This is a genomic window from Kocuria sp. ICS0012 (assembly GCF_001665945.1).
Lineage (GTDB): Bacteria > Actinomycetota > Actinomycetes > Actinomycetales > Micrococcaceae > Kocuria > Kocuria marina.
Map to the genome: position 1 here is coordinate 29,715 of NZ_LZMM01000024.1, position 14,877 is coordinate 44,591.

Here is a 14,877-nt window from a genome sequence, read left to right on the forward strand (position 1 = left end):
GCTCATTCCGGGCGCAGCGCTGGCCGAGCATCGGGGGAAATGCTCAGCCAGGTGAAGATCATGCCATCGGCGTGATCGAATTTTGCGAACGCGAAGCCCGTGCCGCGTTAATTTTTGGTGTCCCGGCCGCTCGCAGCCGTCGCCCCCCCCACGACTGGCCGCCCGCGGCCGCCGATCCCGCCCCGATCAGCCCCTCATCCGGGTCACGACGTCGGTGAGCTGCGCGTCTTCCTCCTCGGTGATCCGCACGCCCAGATCCCGGACCTCGGTCACGATCTCCGGGGCCGTCAGTTCCCGCTGCCGGGTCGGCCGCCCAGGGGTGCGCACGGTGGTGCCGTGTTCGGTCACGGTCACGTGGCCCCGCGGGGTGTGCTTCATGACCATGAGGTGATGGCGGAATATGGACTCCGCACCGGTCGAGGTCTGCAGGTGGCCCATCCGCACGTCCGCGGGGTGGATGGTGGACTCGTCCAGCACGTGTTCCATGGCCCCGTCCCGCTCGAACGACCACACGGGCCAGCCCTCGTCCGTGACCCGCCCGATCGAGAAGGTGCGGCCCCCCTCCACGCGGCGAGCGCCGTCGTCCAACGGGATGGGACCCGTGATGCTGAAACCGAAGCCGGGATCACACAGGTAGCGTGTGCCGGCGAGGTCCGCGAGCACGGTCATGTGGGTACGGGGGCTGTCGAACGAACGCACGCGGCCCAGGGCGCGGCGCACGGTGAAGCCCAGCGTTTCCAGAACGGCCGCGAACAACTGCGAGTGCTCGAAGCAGTACCCGCCGCGGCGGCGTCGGACGAGTTGGTCCTGCACGGTCGCCAATTCCACCCCGGGATGCTGTCCGAGCAGCACCTCCACGTTGCTGAACGGGAACGTGAAAACATGGGCGCGGTGCAGCCGTTCGAGCAGGCTCAGGTCCCGCGGGGCGGCGGCGAGCTGCGCGGCGTCGACGTCCAATGCCGCGAGGTAGCCGGGGACGTCCACGTCCTCGATCCGCCACGGGGACGCGGGGCGTTCGTTCATCATGACCTCCGGGGGCACGGGAGCGGGCCGGTACGCGGGGCACGGCAAGGTTGACCCGGCATCATGGTGACACACGACCGCACCCCGACAAGGACCCGTCATGCATCCGCACACCACGTCCCCGTCCCCCTCATGAGCCGCGCTCCGGGACGCGTCGCCGGCTGGATGTGGGGTCTGCTCGTGGTGCTGGCCCTCGTGGTGGGTGCCGTGTGGGCCGGTTCGGGACCGCTGCGTTCGATCGTGTCGAGTGCCCCTCCCGCACTGGGCAGGGCGGAATGCACGGTGACCACGCAGGACGGGGACGTCCCTCTGACCCGCGAGGAGGCCAAAGCCGCGACCACCGCCGTCGTGCGCGGTGCGGACGCCTCCGCGGCACCCGGCGTGGAGCCGACTGTCATGGAGCGTCTCACGCACGGCCCGCCCGACGACGCCGGGCCCAGCCTGCGCTGCCGCGGGCACAGCAGCGAGGGACTCGAGGCGCAGGAGATCACCCCCTCCGGGCTGACGCCCCGGGCCGAAGCGGTCCGGGACGCGATGATCGAGGTCTTCGGCCCCCTGAGCCTCGGCGGTTTCGCCCCGGGCGGTGTGGGCCACGGACATGGCGAGAATTCCACGCACTACGACGGGCGCGCCGTCGACGTGTTCTTCCGCCCCGTGACGGAGGAGAACCGCCGGCAGGGGTGGCAGCTCGCGCACTGGCTCGTGGCCCACGCCGAGGACCTGGACGTCCAGTACGTGATCTTCGACGACATGGTCTGGGGTTCGCGCTCCCCCGCCGGGCGCTGGCACCTCTACAACGCGCCCGCGCCGGCGAACGAGATCCTGCGCCACCTGGACCACGTGCACGTGGACGTGGTGCGCGGGGAGCCCGCGTAATCGTCGCGCACTCCGGCCCGATCCCGTAACGTGACGAACCAGCCCGCACGGCACCCGTTGCGGTCCGTCCCAGCGCAGGAGGACACCCATGAACGCTCACGTGGTGGTTTTCGGAGCCACCGGATACACCGGCCGCCTGGTGGTCGAGTCCCTCGTGGAACGGGGAGTGCGCCCCGTCCTCGCCGGGCGCCGCGAACGGCCCCTGAACCAGCTGGCCTGCACGCTGGGCGGCCTGGACGTGCGGACCGCGGACCTGGCCGAGCCCGATTCCGTCCGCGCGCTGGTCTCCGAGGGGGACGTCCTGGTCACCACCGTGGGTCCCTTCGAGCGACTCGGGGACGTGGCCGCGGACGACGCCGCGGCCCAGGGTGCCCACTACCTGGACTCGACGGGTGAGGTGGGCTTCGTGCGTCGGCTCCAGGAGCGCTATCCTGCCGCCGCGCCCGACGACGCCGCTGCACCGGGTGATGCGCCCCGCGGCACCATGCTGCCCGCATTCGGTTACGACTACGTGCCCGGGATCCTCGCGGGATCCCTGGCTCTGGAACGCGCCGGGGACCGCGCCGAGACCCTGCGGGTGGGCTACTTCGCCCCCGGGGCGGGCCCTACCGGGCTGAGCGGCGGGACCATGACCACCATGCTCGAAGAGCTGAGCAAACCGTTCCTGGTGTGGCGTGATCACCGGTGGAAGAAGCCGGGGCGGATACCGCGGCAACACACGTTCACGGTGGACGGGGCGAAGCGCAACACGGTGATGGTCCCCGGGAGCGAGATCGTGTTCCTGCCGGACGCGTTCCCGAAGGTTGCGAACATCGAGGTGTTCAACGGGTGGTTCTCCGCGCCGGGGCCAGTCATGAAGGCTGCGCTGCCCGTGATGGCCGTGGCCGGTTCCTCGTCCCTGGCCCGCAAGGCGCTCGGCAAGGGCATCACCGCCCTGACCGGTTCCGAGGGTGGGCCCAGTGCCAGTGAGCGGGTGAAGTCGTCCTCCCTGGCCATCGCTGTGGCCACCGATTCCCGGGGCGAGACCGTGTCCGAGGTCCGCGTGGCGGGTCCCAACGTCTACACGCTCACCGGCCACCTGTTGGCGGCCGGCGCGGAGCACGTGCTCAAGGACCGTTCACGGGCGCGCGGGGTGGTGGGCCCGCTGCAGGCCTTCGGCATGGAAGGCCTCGTGGAGCTGTGCGCTTCGGCGGGGTTGCGGGAGGTCAGCCCCGGGGCGGCTCGCTGACCGCGGTCGAGCCGCCTTCCACGTGAGGATCTGCCGATGACGACGCCCCGGTCGCTGAGACCCCGGACGACGGCGCTCCGCGCACCGCGGCGACGTTCCCCCGGTGGGTAGACACGGCGTCGTCGGCATCCGAGGACTCACGGCCGGCGGCATCGGAGGAGTGAACGTCGTCGTCGCCGTGCTTCTTGCCGAAGGGCAGCACGTGGACGATGCCCACGATGATGGAACCCCACACGATGCCCAGCACCAGGGCGCAGAACGTCTCCACGAGCCACGCGAGCGCGGGGCCCACCCCGGCCACGTGGTGCACTGACTCGCCCAGGTGGTGGACCCAGTCGTACACTGGGGTGAACCCGAGGTCGGCCATGCCCACCAGGATGATGTGCCCGCCCACCCACAGCATGGCGAAGACACCCACGATCGAGATCACGGACAGCACCGTGGGCATGGCCTTGACCAGGCCCCGGCCGAACTTCTGGGCGCCCTCGGAGTCCTTCTGGGCCAGGGCCAGGCCGATGTCGTCCATCTTCACGATCAGGGCCACGACGCCGTAGACGAGCACCGTGATGAAGATCGCCACCACGATCAGGATGAGCGTGCGGGTCAGGAACGGCTCGTGGGAGACCTCGTTGAGCGCGATCACCATGATCTCCGCGCTGAGGATCAGGTCCGTGCGGATCGCCCCGGAGGTGATCTTCTTCTCCGCCTCCGGACCGCGGCCCGCGGCGGGTTCGTTGGGGGCGTGCTCCTGGTGGGACAGGTGCTCGATCACCTTTTCCGCGCCCTCGAAGCACAGGTACGTGCCGCCCAGCATCAGCAGCGGCGTGAGCAACCACGGCGCGAACTGGCTCAGGATCAGGGCCACCGGCAGGATGATCAGCAGCTTGTTGCGCAGGGAGCCGATCGTGATCTTCTTGATGATCGGTAGTTCCCGCTTGGGGTTAACACCCTGCACGAATCGCGGGGCCACCGCGGTGTCGTCGACGACGACGCCCGCGGCCTTGGCGCTCGCACGCCCCGCCGCCCCGGCAACGTCGTCCACACTCGCGGCGGTCAGCTTGGCGAGTGCCGCGATGTCATCCAGCAGCGCAGCCAGTCCAGCGGCCATCAGGCTCCCTCAATCCATGTGCTCAGCTATCTCGATTAAGGACAAGCGTAAAGGGTGCCGCGGCCGGCGCGAACCACGAGCGGCATCGGCCCCTGTCCGAGGTAGTTCGCGCCTCGGTCGCCGAGACCGCTACGCGCGGTCGATTCCGCTGCGGTGCAGATCGGCCATCGCCTGTGCGACCACGACGGCGCGTTCGGGGCCCAGGACGTCCACGAACGTGGCCGTCATCGTCTCGGCCACGAGATCACGGACCTTCCCTGCCGTGGTGCGGCCTTCGGCGGTGAGCTCGAGGTAGACGACGCGCCGGTCCTCGGGACACGGGGCACGCCGGACCAGGCCGCGCTTGGTGAGCCGGTCCGCGACCTTGGTGAAACCGCCGGTGCTGAAGGCCACCTGACGGGCCAATTCGGCCATGGGCATGCGCTGGTGCGGGGTGCGCGTCAGCCGCAGCAACGCCTCGGCCTCCGCGGCGTTCAACGCATGGGCCGCGGCCACCTCTCGGTGCAGGTTCTTGTTGGTGCTCTGGAACCCCTCGATCACCTGGCCCCACAGGGTCACGGGGTCCACCGCCTGGGCAGCGGTGTCGGTGTGCGCGGTCATGATCTCCCCTTTCGAGCCCTTCGAGCCCTTAGAACTCGTTGAGCTGAGGGATGATTTTACCTCGCCACGGAAACATTTGTCCAAGAATCTTCTTGCGCGGCCACCCCTAGCCCCGCACCCTGTCCCGACCCCTTGAGCGGACCCCGACCGCAAGTTAGTCTTGCGAGGAAGATATTTCTGTTCAAATGAGTTCATCTCCACCCGGACCGCCCCGTCGCATCCCGGACCCGCGCCGGGAGGCCGCGACAGCAGCGTCGTCGTCTCCGGCGAACGCAGCCGGCGCGCGAAACCACGAGGAGCCGCCATGACCGAGCAGGACCGCTTCTTCCTGGACAAGTCCGACCCCTCCAGCTGGCGGGCGGTCAACGCCTTCTCCCGCAAGGTCGGGGCCGCGGCCGAGGACGCGGGCATCCCCGCCTCGGTCGTGGAACTGGTCAACGTGCGGGTGTCCCAGCTCAACGGGTGCGCGTTCTGCCTGGACCTGCACGTCCGCAAGGCCGAGGCTGCCGGGGTGACCGCGCAGCAACTCGCCGTGCTCCCCGCATGGCGTGACACCGTTCTTTTCAATGCCGTGGAACGGGCCGCCCTGATCATCGCCGAAACGGCCACCCTGCTGCCCGACGAGAACACGCGGCACGCCGAGCAGGCCGCGGCCCGGGAAGCACTGAACGACGAGCAGTACTCCGCCCTGCAGTGGACCGCGATCGCGATCAACGCCTTCAACCGGATCTCCATCCTGTCCGGACACCCCGTCCGTCCCCGTAAGACTGCGTCCGCGCCGGCCGGTGCGACCACGAGCACCGGAGGTGCGCGATGACCAACCTGGAAAGCAACCCGCAAGAGGTCCTGTGCACCGAGGCGATCGGTGCCGGGGCGGCCCTGCTGACCCCGCGGGACGTGCCCCTGGGTGGCCCGCGGGCGATGACCGTGCGCCGCACCCTCCCCCAGCGCCATCGCAGTCTCATCGGCGCGTGGTGTTTCCTGGACCACTACGGCCCCGATCCCGTGGCGGACACCGGGGGCATGTCCGTGGCGCGCCACCCGCACACCGGCCTGGCCACGGTGAGCTGGCTGTTCACCGGCGGCATCTCCCACCTGGACTCCGCCGGGTACAGCGCGGACGTGCGCCCCGGGGAGGTCAACCTCATGATCGCCGGGCGCGGGATCTCCCACCAGGAGTTCTCCGCCCCGGACACCACCACCCTGCACGGCGTGCAGCTGTGGTACGCCCTGCCGGACGACACCCGTCACATGGCACCGACCTTCGAGCACTACACGCCAGAGCCCGTGAAGAACCACGGCGCCGAGCTGCGGATATTCATCGGTGAGCTGGCCGGATCCACGTCCCCGGTGAACACCTACACACCCCCGCTGGTGGCCGCCGAGATCCTCATGGAGCCGGGAACGGAACTGGAACTGAACCTGGACCCGTCCTTCGAGCACGGGGTCCTGGTGGACACCGGGGACCTGAGCCTGAACTCGGCGCCGATCCCGGAGGACCACCTGGCCTACCTCCCCACGGGGCGGGACAGCGTGGTCCTAACCGCCGGCGAGAAGCCCGTGCGGGCCATGCTCCTGGGCGGGGAGCCCCTGGGGGAGCAGATCGTGATGTGGTGGAACTTCGTGGGCCGCACCCACGAGGAGGTCGTGGCCTACCGTGAGCAGTGGCAGGCCGAGATCGACGCCGAACCGGCCCCCACCCCAGAGTCCGGAACTTACTCGGACGGGACCCCGTACCCGCGCTTCGGCCCCTTTCCCGACGATCAGCCCGCGCCATTGCCGGCCCCGACTTTGCCCACCGTCACTTTGCGACCCCGCGGCTGAGCCCGCCCGATCCCGCCCCGCCCGATCCCACCCAGGAGAGTCCCGTGGAAACCGAATCCGACATCACCGTCCGCCACAACGCCGACGGGCACCGCTACGAACTCCTCGACGGTGACGCGGTCATCGGCGAGGCGCACTACCTGCCGTTCGACGGCGCCGACGAGCCGCAGCGGATCTTCTACCACACGACCGTCGACGACGCTTACAGCGGTCAGGGTCTCGCGTCCACGCTCTCGAGGGTGGCCTTGGACGGCACCATCGCCGACGGGAAGACCATCGTCCCGGTGTGCCCCTACATCAAGTCCTGGCTCGGCAAGCACGACGACTACCAACCCCACGCCACTGCGGTCCGCCCGACGCACTTGCAGGCGTTGTCGGGGATGAATCGGTAATCATGCACGGCGCGTCCCGCTGAATTGGAGCGGCGGGTCAGTAGGGTGGATCCAATTCAGAAAGTGCATAATCACCCGCCCGGCGGGACACTTGCACTGTTTGATTTGTCTCACCCGGAGGAACTCATGGAATTCACGGAACGCCTGGCCGCTCTTGCGAACAAGGTCGCGCATCAAAAGGATGCACTCCAAACGGAGGAAGCCACCAAGAACGCATTCGTCATGCCCTTCATCTCCACGATCCTGGGATACGACGTGTTCAACCCCTCCGAGGTGGTTCCGGAGTTCACGGCGGATGTCGGCCTGAAAAAGGGCGAGAAGATCGATTACGCGATCGTCCAGGACGGGCAGATCCAGATGCTCATCGAATGCAAGCACGTGGGGTCACCGCTTTCACTCGAGCACGCTTCACAGCTGTACCGGTACTTCGCCGTCACAAACGCTCGCATAGCCATTCTGACGAACGGGGAGAAGTACCACTTCTACACCGACCTCGATGCGCCCAACCGCATGGACGACAAGCCGTTCCTCGTCCTGGACCTGCTCGACATCGATGCCACGTTGATCCCGGAACTGCTCAAGCTGAGCAAGACGGAATTCGATCTGGATTCCATCATCAACGCTGCCGGCGAGTTGAAGTATGTGGGGCAGATCAAACGAGCCATTGCGGCTCAGTTCAGGGAGCCATCCGATGATTGGGTCCGGTTCTTCACCAACCGGGTTTACGAAGGTGCGTTCACTCAAAAGGTGCGCGAACAATTCACGCCGCTGGTGAGCAAAGCATCCCAGCAATTCCTCAACGAACAGGTCAACAATCGCCTCACCACCGCGCTCGGCGCGAGCTCGGTGCCCCCGTCCCTACCCTCTGGCGATGACGTCACCGAAGAGGTCACCAGCCGGGAGGAAGCCGAACGAGATCTCGAGGAGAGCCAGGACGACATCGTCACCACGGCGGATGAACTCACCGCGTTCAACATCATCCGCGCGATTGTGTGCGATCGGGTCGACATGTCTCGGGTGACCTACCGGGACGCGAAATCGTATTGCGCGGTTCTGCTGGACAATAACAATCGCAAGACGATCGCCCGCCTGCATTTCAACAGGAGCCGCAAGTACATGGGCCTTCTCGATGAGAACAAGGTGGAAACGCGCCACGGGATCGACGCACTCGAGCAGATCTACGGGTTCAGCGACGCATTACGCGAAACGGTGGACCGCTTCAACGGTTGATCCGGGGCAGCTCGTTCACGGAATGCCGCCGCGGCGCCCAACACGGTCACGAGGAACTCGCTGTCCGGGGACCAGGGGCGTACGTCCCACCCCGCCAGGGTGAGTTGCGGTGTGAGACCCTCCGCAGCAGCGTCGGCGAAGAACTCCTCGGCGGAGTAGCCGCGCCCCGCGCCGAAACCGGCCACCGCGCGGCCGTCCTGACCCAGGTGACTGCGGAAGCCGCGCAGCACGTCCCGCCGGGTGTTTTCCGCTAGGAACGTGACCACGTTGCCCGCGCACACGATGGCGTCGAAGGCGTCCCCGAGGTCCATGTCGGCCAGTACGGCGAGATCGGCCACGCGATACTCAGGGCCCGGGTAGTCCTGCCGGGCGGCGTCGATCAACTCGGGATCCACGTCCACCCCGACCACCCGATGCCCGGCCGCGTGTAGGTACCCGGACAGCCGCCCCGCTCCGCACCCGGCATCCAGGATGCGAGCGCCGCGGGGAACCATGGCGTCGATGAGCCGGGCCTCCCCCACGATGTCCTCCCCGCGCGCGGCCATGGTGCGGAACCGTTCGATGTACCACTGGGAATGCCCGGGGTTCCGAGCCACCCGGGCAAGCCACTTGTTCTGTTCCGTCATGAGGCCAGGCTATCGAGGTGCCGCCCCCTTGCCCACGCTCCGCGTGCCCGCCTCCGTGAACGGTCTGGGTAGGCTGACGATCGGCAGGCTCGTCGGCGAACAATGCTCGGAGGACAGACAGTGGCTGGACGTGGAGGTGTCTCGTGGCGGCTGCGCCTCGCGGCGCTGCGGTACCGATTCGAGGAGAGCCTGTTCCTCTATCCCGCCATCATCATGCTGGGCGGGATCGTGTTGGCAATCATCGCGACGTCCGTCGATCACGCCCTGGGGTACGACACCCACGTGCCGTTCACGCTGGAGATGAGCAGCAACGCGGCCACGTGGTTGCTGGCCACCGTGGCCGGGGCGATGATCACCACCGTGGGCGTGGTGTTCTCCCTGACCGTGGTCAGCCTGCAGTTGGCCAGCAGCCAGTTCTCCCCACGGGTCATGCGGTCCTTCATCCGGGACCGGCTGAGTCAGCGCGTGATCGGCCTGCTCGTGGCCACCTTCTTCTACTGCGTGCTGGCGCTGCCCAGTGTCAGCGGGGAGACCACGGCCCCTGCGCCGAAGGTGTCGCTGACGCTCGCCGTGGTGCTGACGCTGATCACCGTGATCGGCATCATCATGCACCTGGATCACCTGGCCCACGGGCTCCAGGTGGGCAACGTGGCCCGGGTCATCGCGGACGAGGGAGAGAAGGTGGCCGCCGCACTTGACGAAGTGCCCTCCGGGATGCGTGAGGTCGATCCCCGGGACTTCCACGATGCCCCCGATGACGCCGCAGTCATTCCCGCCACGCGCAGCGGATGGATCAGCCAGGTGGACATCCGCCAGCTCCTCGCGGCCGCCTCCCCCGGCACCACCGTGCGCATGGACACCCGCGTGGGTGCTTACATCCACGCCGGTGAACCCCTGTTGACGGTGTGGCCCCGCCCCTCGGCCGCCAGCAGGAAGGGTCTCGCCGAGTCGATCGGCGTGTCCGATATGCGCACCACCCTCCAGGACGTCGACTTCTCCATCCGCCAGCTCGTGGACATCGGGCTGCGTGCCCTGAGTCCGGCCGTGAATGACCCCACGACCGCCGTGGAGGTCATCCTGCGGCTGGGGAGTCTGATGCGGACGTTGCTCATCACTCCACTTCCGCCCCCGGCGTTGCAGGACGGATCCCGCCGGGTGCTCGTCCAGCCCTGGAACCTCTCCCATGAGGAATACATCGCCCACGCCTTCGATCAGCTCCGGCAGACGTGCCTCGACCAGCCGGACGTGGCCGCCACCATGTTGCGGGGGCTGCGGATGCTGATCACCCACCTGCGGGACCAGGGGCACCCCGATCTGGTTCCGGCCCTGCAGCGACAGATGCAACTGCTGCTCGACGGGCTCGAAGCACAGAAGGACATACACCCCGAGGATCTACGCCACCTCCGCTCCCTGTCCTCCGACCACACGGATCCCGCCGACCACAGTCGGTGACCCGCCCCCGCCGGGTTACGCACAGAAACCCGAGAACGGGCACTTCGTGACCCTCGATGTGTCCGCTGAGACCGGCCCGAGGGAACAGTTCCAAGAGGCCCTCTACGGCACTGATTACATGTTCAATCCGCACGAATGGAAATTCATCACTCCGGCCGGGACCACGGCGAACTCGGTGGCATCAGCCGCGTCCTACATGTGCTTGCCCGATGCAGAGCGGATCCCGGAGATGGGGCCCGCCGAGCGTGCGACCGGCAAGATCGTGTTGGACGTGCCCGCGAAAACGGGAACCCTGGTCTATGCGCCCGGTTTCGTGGACCAGGCCTGGGAGTGGAAGCTGTAGGCTCCATCCTTCGTGGTGCCCGCGCGTAGCGAACGCGCCACGACCACTGCACGACGACGCCGCCCGGGTTCCGCACACGAAGCCCGGGCGTCGTCGTACCCGCGGAGCGCACCCAACGCGGCGTCGGGCACTGCGCGGCGTCGTCGACCGGGCCCGGCGACCTGTGCCACTCGGGCACCTCCGAGCGCAGGCCCGGACGGCTCCCGGGCAACTCCTAAGAACACGACGGAGCACTACGGAGTGTGTTTTCACGCGTCAGGTGTATCATGCCGGTTGTTAGGTAGTCTTCTTTCCCTGCCGGACGTCCTTCTGACCATCCTTGGAGCCGCAATGCACTTGATCCCTCGCGAGCAGGAGAAACTGCAGATCGTCGTCGCCGCGGACCTCGCACGCAGACGCCAGGCCCGGGGCCTGAAGCTCAATTACCCGGAGGCCGTGGCGATCATCAGTTACGAACTGATCGAGGGCGCCCGGGACGGCCGCACGGTGGCGGACCTCATGAGTTGGGGGACCACCATCCTCGGCCGGGACGACGTCATGGAGGGTGTGCCCGAGATGATCTCGGACGTCCAGGTGGAGGCCACCTTCCCGGACGGCACCAAGCTCGTCACCGTCCACACCCCCATCCGATAGGAAGGAGACTCCCATGATCCCTGGCGAATACGTCCTGGCGGACACCCCCGTGGTGTGCAACGAGGGCCGCGACACCGTGGAGCTGGACGTCACCAACACCAGCGACCGCCCGGTGCAGGTGGGCTCCCACTTCCACTTCTCGGAGACCAACCCGGCGCTGCGCTTCGATCGCGACGCCGCCCGCGGCTTCCACCTCGACATCCCCGCCGGCACGGCTGTGCGCTTCGAACCGGGGGACAAGAAGACCGTCCGCCTGGTGGCGATGGCCGGTGACCGTGCCGTGTTCGGATTCCGCAACGCCGTCAACGGCCCCCTGGACAGTGAGGAACGCTCATGAGCTTCGAGATGTCCCGGCAGCAGTACGCCGGTCTGTACGGCCCCACCACGGGGGACGTCGTCCGGCTCGCGGACACGGACCTGTTCCTGGAGGTGGAGAAGGACCTCACGAGCCACGGTGACGAGACCGTGTTCGGCGGCGGCAAGGTCATCCGCGACGGGATGGGTCAGGACGGCAACACCGTCCGCGACGGCGCCCCGGGTGACCTGGCCGTGGCAGACACCGTGATCACCAACGTGATCGTCCTGGACCACACGGGCATCTACAAGGCGGACGTGGGGCTGCGGGACGGACGGATCCTGGCCATCGGCAAGGCCGGCAACCCCAACATCATGGACGGCGTGGACGTGGTGATCGGTCCCGCGACCGAGGCCGTGGCCGGTGAGGGCCGCATCCTCACCGCCGGGGGCCTGGACACCCACATCCACTTCATCAGCCCCGACCAGTTCGCTACCGCCCTGAACTCGGGGATCACCACCATGATCGGTGGCGGTACCGGACCCGCGGAGGGCACGAAGGCCACGACCATCACGCCCGGGTCCTGGAACCTCGCGAACATGCTGCGCGCCGTCGAGAACTTTCCCATGAACGTGGGCCTGCTGGGCAAGGGGCACGCGAGTGCGGTGGAACCGCTGGCCGAGCAGATCAAAGCCGGGGCCATTGGGCTCAAGGTGCACGAGGACTGGGGCGCCACGCCCGCGGCGATCGACAACTCCTTGAAGGTGGCCGACCATTACGACGTGCAGGTGGCCATCCACACGGACACCCTCAACGAGGCCGGGTTCGTGGAGGACACGATCAAGGCCATCGACGGGCGGGTCATCCACACGTACCACACCGAGGGTGCCGGCGGCGGCCACGCCCCGGACATCATCAAGATCGCCGCGTTCCCCAACGTGCTGCCCGCCTCCACGAACCCCACGTTGCCGTTCACACGCAACACGGAGGAGGAGCACCTGGACATGCTCATGGTGTGCCATCACCTCAACCCGGACATCCCCGAGGACGTGGCGTTCGCGGATTCCCGCATCCGCCCGGAGACGATCGCTGCGGAGGACGTGCTGCAGGACATGGGCATCTTTTCCATCACGAGCTCCGACTCCCAGGCCATGGGCCGCGTGGGGGAAGTGATTCTGCGGACGTGGCAGGTCGCGGACAAGATGAAGAAGCAGCGCGGCAAGCTGGACGGGGACACCGAGCGCGGCGACAACTTCCGGCTCAAGCGCTACATCTCCAAGTACACGATCAACCCCGCGCTCGCCCACGGTGTGGGTGACTACGTGGGCAGTGTGGAGGCCGGGAAGTTCGCGGACCTGGTGCTGTGGGAACCTGCGTTCTTCGGCGTCAAACCGTTCATGGTGTTCAAGGGCGGGCAGGTGGTCTCCTCCCTCATGGGTGATTCCAACGGGTCCATCCCCACGCCCCAGCCCATGACCATGCGCGGTTCGTTCGGCGGGTTGGGTTCCGCGGTGCACTCCTCCTCCATCACGTTCATGTCCCAGGCGGCCGTGGACGCGGGCGTCCCGGAGCAGCTCGGTCTGCGGAAGACCGTCAAGGCGGTCCACGGCATCCGGTCCCTGCGCAAGTCCGACCTCGCGTTCAACGGCGAGACCCCCGAGCTGGACGTGGACCCCGAAACCTACGAGGTGCGCGTGGACGGCGAGAAGGTCACGTGCGAGCCCGTGGACGTGCTCCCCATGGCCCAGCGGTACTTCCTGTTCTGAGCCCAAGCGGCCGCCGGCAATCCGCGGACGACGGCGCTCGGCTGGCACCCGGCGCCGCCAACCAGTCGTTACGGGCCCGTCGTTGCCGCCCCGGCACCGGCACCCCGACCAACCATTCCCGACACGTTCCCGACAAGGAGGATCTCGTGATCGTCGACCGCGTCCTGGGCAACCTGGCCGATCTGTCCCCCTCCGAACGGCAGGGGCTGCACGTGGAGAAGGTGGTGCTGCCCAGTTCCGAACTCGTGAAGCGGATCCAGCGCGTGACCACGGATCACGGCCGCACCCTGGGGTTGCGCCTGAACAGTCCGCGCGGCGCGGCCGGCGACCTCCAGGACGGGGACATCCTGCTCCGGGACGAGCGCGGCGTCGTCGTCGTGTCCGTCGAGGCCACGGACGTGCTCGTGATCGCCCCGCGCACCATCACCGAGATGGGCGTGACGGCGCACGGGCTGGGCAACCGGCACCTGCAGGCCCAGTTCTTCGACACGTCCTCCGAATACGGCGCAGAGGTCATGGTGGTGCAGTTCGACCACACGGTGACCCAGTACCTGGACGAGCACGGCGTGCCGTACGAGCGGCAGGAACGCGTGATGCCGGTCCCGTTCCGCCACGCGGAGCACACGCACTAATGACCGGGGACGCACAGGACTGGGCGGGATCTCTCCTGCCGCTGCTGCAGATCTGCGATTCCGCGCTGCCCACGGGGGCGTTCGCGCACACGTTCGGCATGGAGACCTACCTGGAACGTGGCACCGTGTCGGACCAAGCGAGCTTCCAGGACTGGCTGGAACGTTTCCTCGACCACCAGCTCGTCTACGCGGACGGTCTGGCCGTGCGGCTCACCGCGGAGTTGTTCGCGGGGACGACGGCGAACGGAGCCTCGGCGGGCACGGCACCTTCCGCGCTGGCGGCCGCCGACGGCGCGGCGTCGCCCGCGGATCCCCCCGCAGCCCCGGCGGACGCGACACCCGACTCCGACTTCGACGCCGGCCTCGTCCGACTCGACGCCCTCATGTTCGCCCAGGCCCTACCGGCCCAGGTGCGACAAGCCGGGCTGACCATGGGACGCCGGCTGCTCGAGATCGGCACGCTGTCCCTACCCGGCCCGGGACTGGAACGCTACGCCCGCCTCGTGGCGGAGGGGACGTGCCACGGCCACCAGGCGATCGTGTTCGCGCTGATCGGGGTGGACCACGGTGTGCCCCCGGCAGCGATCACGCAGGCCTTCCTGTTCTCCACCCTCACCTCGCTGACCCAGAACGCGGTGCGCGGGATCCCCATCGGGCAGAACGCGGGCCAGCGCACCCTGGGGGCACTGCGCCCCCGGGTCGCGGCCGCGTGGGAACGCATCTCCGCACTCGACATGTCCGATCTGGGCGTGGTCTCCCCGGGGTTGGAGATCGCCCAGATGCACCACGAAACCCAACGCGCGCGCATGTTCATGAGCTGAACCGCGCCATCGAACGTACGGAGGAATA

General features: G+C 67.9%; 17 protein-coding genes. 13 read left to right on the top strand and 4 right to left on the bottom strand.

The features are described from left to right. Positions 1-186: 186 nt before the first annotated feature. The gene (locus A5728_RS02685) at positions 187-1,026 is read right to left on the bottom strand and encodes an arylamine N-acetyltransferase (RefSeq protein WP_064845582.1); all 840 of its coding nucleotides are present in this window, start codon (positions 1,024-1,026) and stop codon (positions 187-189) included. Positions 1,027-1,155: 129 nt separating this feature from the next. Here A5728_RS02685 and A5728_RS02690 point away from each other — a divergent pair, with 129 nt between their 5' ends. Together A5728_RS02690 and A5728_RS02695 are read left to right on the top strand one after the other, a co-directional pair. Further along, complete coding sequence (locus tag A5728_RS02690; protein WP_064845583.1) at positions 1,156-1,899, top strand: hypothetical protein; 744 nt, start codon at positions 1,156-1,158, stop codon at positions 1,897-1,899. Positions 1,900-1,987: 88 nt separating this feature from the next. Continuing rightward, entirely contained in the window at positions 1,988-3,127 is a 1,140-nt protein-coding gene (locus A5728_RS02695; RefSeq protein ID WP_064845584.1) for a trans-acting enoyl reductase family protein, read from the top strand. Here A5728_RS02695 and A5728_RS02700 read toward each other — a convergent pair. After that, positions 3,105-4,235 carry a DUF808 domain-containing protein gene (locus A5728_RS02700; RefSeq protein ID WP_064845585.1) on the bottom strand — a complete coding sequence of 377 codons (1,131 nt, stop codon included), beginning with the start codon at positions 4,233-4,235 and terminating at the stop codon, positions 3,105-3,107. The two genes, A5728_RS02695 and A5728_RS02700, sit on opposite strands and share 23 nt — an antisense overlap. Before the next feature lie 129 nt (positions 4,236-4,364). Further along, positions 4,365-4,835 (bottom strand): MarR family winged helix-turn-helix transcriptional regulator, encoded by a 471-nt coding sequence (locus tag A5728_RS02705; protein ID WP_064845586.1) that lies wholly within the window; start codon positions 4,833-4,835, stop codon positions 4,365-4,367. Positions 4,836-5,139: 304 nt separating this feature from the next. Between A5728_RS02705 and A5728_RS02710 the strand changes: the two genes are divergently transcribed. From A5728_RS02710 to A5728_RS02725, 4 genes are all read left to right on the top strand, one after another. Then, positions 5,140-5,652 (top strand): carboxymuconolactone decarboxylase family protein, encoded by a 513-nt coding sequence (locus tag A5728_RS02710; protein ID WP_064845587.1) that lies wholly within the window; start codon positions 5,140-5,142, stop codon positions 5,650-5,652. Continuing rightward, complete coding sequence (locus A5728_RS02715; protein ID WP_064845588.1) at positions 5,649-6,659, top strand: pirin family protein; 1,011 nt, start codon at positions 5,649-5,651, stop codon at positions 6,657-6,659. Before A5728_RS02710 ends, A5728_RS02715 begins: the two co-directional genes overlap by 4 nt. Positions 6,660-6,703: 44 nt before the next feature. Next, complete coding sequence (locus A5728_RS02720) at positions 6,704-7,051, top strand: GNAT family N-acetyltransferase (RefSeq protein WP_064845589.1); 348 nt, start codon at positions 6,704-6,706, stop codon at positions 7,049-7,051. 126 nt (positions 7,052-7,177) lie between these two features. Next, positions 7,178-8,281 (top strand): type I restriction endonuclease, encoded by a 1,104-nt coding sequence (locus A5728_RS02725; protein WP_064845590.1) that lies wholly within the window; start codon positions 7,178-7,180, stop codon positions 8,279-8,281. On the opposite strand, the gene A5728_RS02730 is transcribed toward A5728_RS02725, so the two are convergent. Beyond that, positions 8,230-8,907, bottom strand: coding sequence for a bifunctional 2-polyprenyl-6-hydroxyphenol methylase/3-demethylubiquinol 3-O-methyltransferase UbiG (locus A5728_RS02730; RefSeq protein ID WP_082943187.1), 678 nt, complete (start codon positions 8,905-8,907; stop codon positions 8,230-8,232). The two genes, A5728_RS02725 and A5728_RS02730, sit on opposite strands and share 52 nt — an antisense overlap. Positions 8,908-9,027: 120 nt before the next feature. Here A5728_RS02730 and A5728_RS02735 point away from each other — a divergent pair, with 120 nt between their 5' ends. From A5728_RS02735 to A5728_RS02765, 7 genes are all read left to right on the top strand, one after another. Then, positions 9,028-10,359 (top strand): DUF2254 domain-containing protein, encoded by a 1,332-nt coding sequence (locus tag A5728_RS02735; RefSeq protein WP_197493066.1) that lies wholly within the window; start codon positions 9,028-9,030, stop codon positions 10,357-10,359. Positions 10,360-10,405: 46 nt separating this feature from the next. After that, on the top strand, positions 10,406-10,702 hold the full coding sequence (locus A5728_RS02740; RefSeq protein WP_064845592.1) for a hypothetical protein: 297 nt from the start codon (positions 10,406-10,408) through the stop codon (positions 10,700-10,702). Between the two features lie 330 nt (positions 10,703-11,032). After that, positions 11,033-11,335 (top strand): urease subunit gamma, encoded by a 303-nt coding sequence (locus tag A5728_RS02745; protein ID WP_035964916.1) that lies wholly within the window; start codon positions 11,033-11,035, stop codon positions 11,333-11,335. Between the two features lie 13 nt (positions 11,336-11,348). Then, positions 11,349-11,672 carry an urease subunit beta gene (locus A5728_RS02750; protein WP_064845593.1) on the top strand — a complete coding sequence of 108 codons (324 nt, stop codon included), beginning with the start codon at positions 11,349-11,351 and terminating at the stop codon, positions 11,670-11,672. Further along, positions 11,669-13,396, top strand: a complete 1,728-nt coding sequence (gene ureC / locus A5728_RS02755; RefSeq protein WP_064845594.1) for an urease subunit alpha — start codon at positions 11,669-11,671, stop codon at positions 13,394-13,396. Before A5728_RS02750 ends, ureC begins: the two co-directional genes overlap by 4 nt. A 146-nt stretch (positions 13,397-13,542) precedes the next feature. Continuing rightward, on the top strand, positions 13,543-14,028 hold the full coding sequence (gene ureE, locus A5728_RS02760) for an urease accessory protein UreE (protein ID WP_064845595.1): 486 nt from the start codon (positions 13,543-13,545) through the stop codon (positions 14,026-14,028). Continuing rightward, positions 14,028-14,849: an urease accessory protein UreF gene (locus tag A5728_RS02765; protein WP_064845596.1), complete on the top strand. Its 822-nt coding sequence runs from the start codon at positions 14,028-14,030 to the stop codon at positions 14,847-14,849. The genes ureE and A5728_RS02765 overlap by 1 nt, the downstream gene beginning before the upstream one ends. Positions 14,850-14,877: the final 28 nt, after the last annotated feature.

Bases quoted from the DNA above. Each gene is read 5' to 3' on its own strand.
- A5728_RS02765 (WP_064845596.1), top strand. From the start codon at position 14,028: ATGACCGGGGACGCACAGGACTGGGCGGGATCTCTCCTGCCGCTGCTG.
- A5728_RS02695 (WP_064845584.1), top strand. From the start codon at position 1,988: ATGAACGCTCACGTGGTGGTTTTCGGAGCCACCGGATACACCGGCCGC.
- A5728_RS02710 (WP_064845587.1), top strand. From the start codon at position 5,140: ATGACCGAGCAGGACCGCTTCTTCCTGGACAAGTCCGACCCCTCCAGC.
- ureC (WP_064845594.1), top strand. From the start codon at position 11,669: ATGAGCTTCGAGATGTCCCGGCAGCAGTACGCCGGTCTGTACGGCCCC.
- A5728_RS02700 (WP_064845585.1), bottom strand. From the start codon at position 4,235: ATGGCCGCTGGACTGGCTGCGCTGCTGGATGACATCGCGGCACTCGCC.
- A5728_RS02715 (WP_064845588.1), top strand. From the start codon at position 5,649: ATGACCAACCTGGAAAGCAACCCGCAAGAGGTCCTGTGCACCGAGGCG.
- A5728_RS02690 (WP_064845583.1), top strand. From the start codon at position 1,156: ATGAGCCGCGCTCCGGGACGCGTCGCCGGCTGGATGTGGGGTCTGCTC.
- A5728_RS02745 (WP_035964916.1), top strand. From the start codon at position 11,033: ATGCACTTGATCCCTCGCGAGCAGGAGAAACTGCAGATCGTCGTCGCC.
- A5728_RS02705 (WP_064845586.1), bottom strand. From the start codon at position 4,835: ATGACCGCGCACACCGACACCGCTGCCCAGGCGGTGGACCCCGTGACC.
- A5728_RS02685 (WP_064845582.1), bottom strand. From the start codon at position 1,026: ATGATGAACGAACGCCCCGCGTCCCCGTGGCGGATCGAGGACGTGGAC.
- A5728_RS02750 (WP_064845593.1), top strand. From the start codon at position 11,349: ATGATCCCTGGCGAATACGTCCTGGCGGACACCCCCGTGGTGTGCAAC.
- A5728_RS02725 (WP_064845590.1), top strand. From the start codon at position 7,178: ATGGAATTCACGGAACGCCTGGCCGCTCTTGCGAACAAGGTCGCGCAT.
- A5728_RS02730 (WP_082943187.1), bottom strand. From the start codon at position 8,907: ATGACGGAACAGAACAAGTGGCTTGCCCGGGTGGCTCGGAACCCCGGG.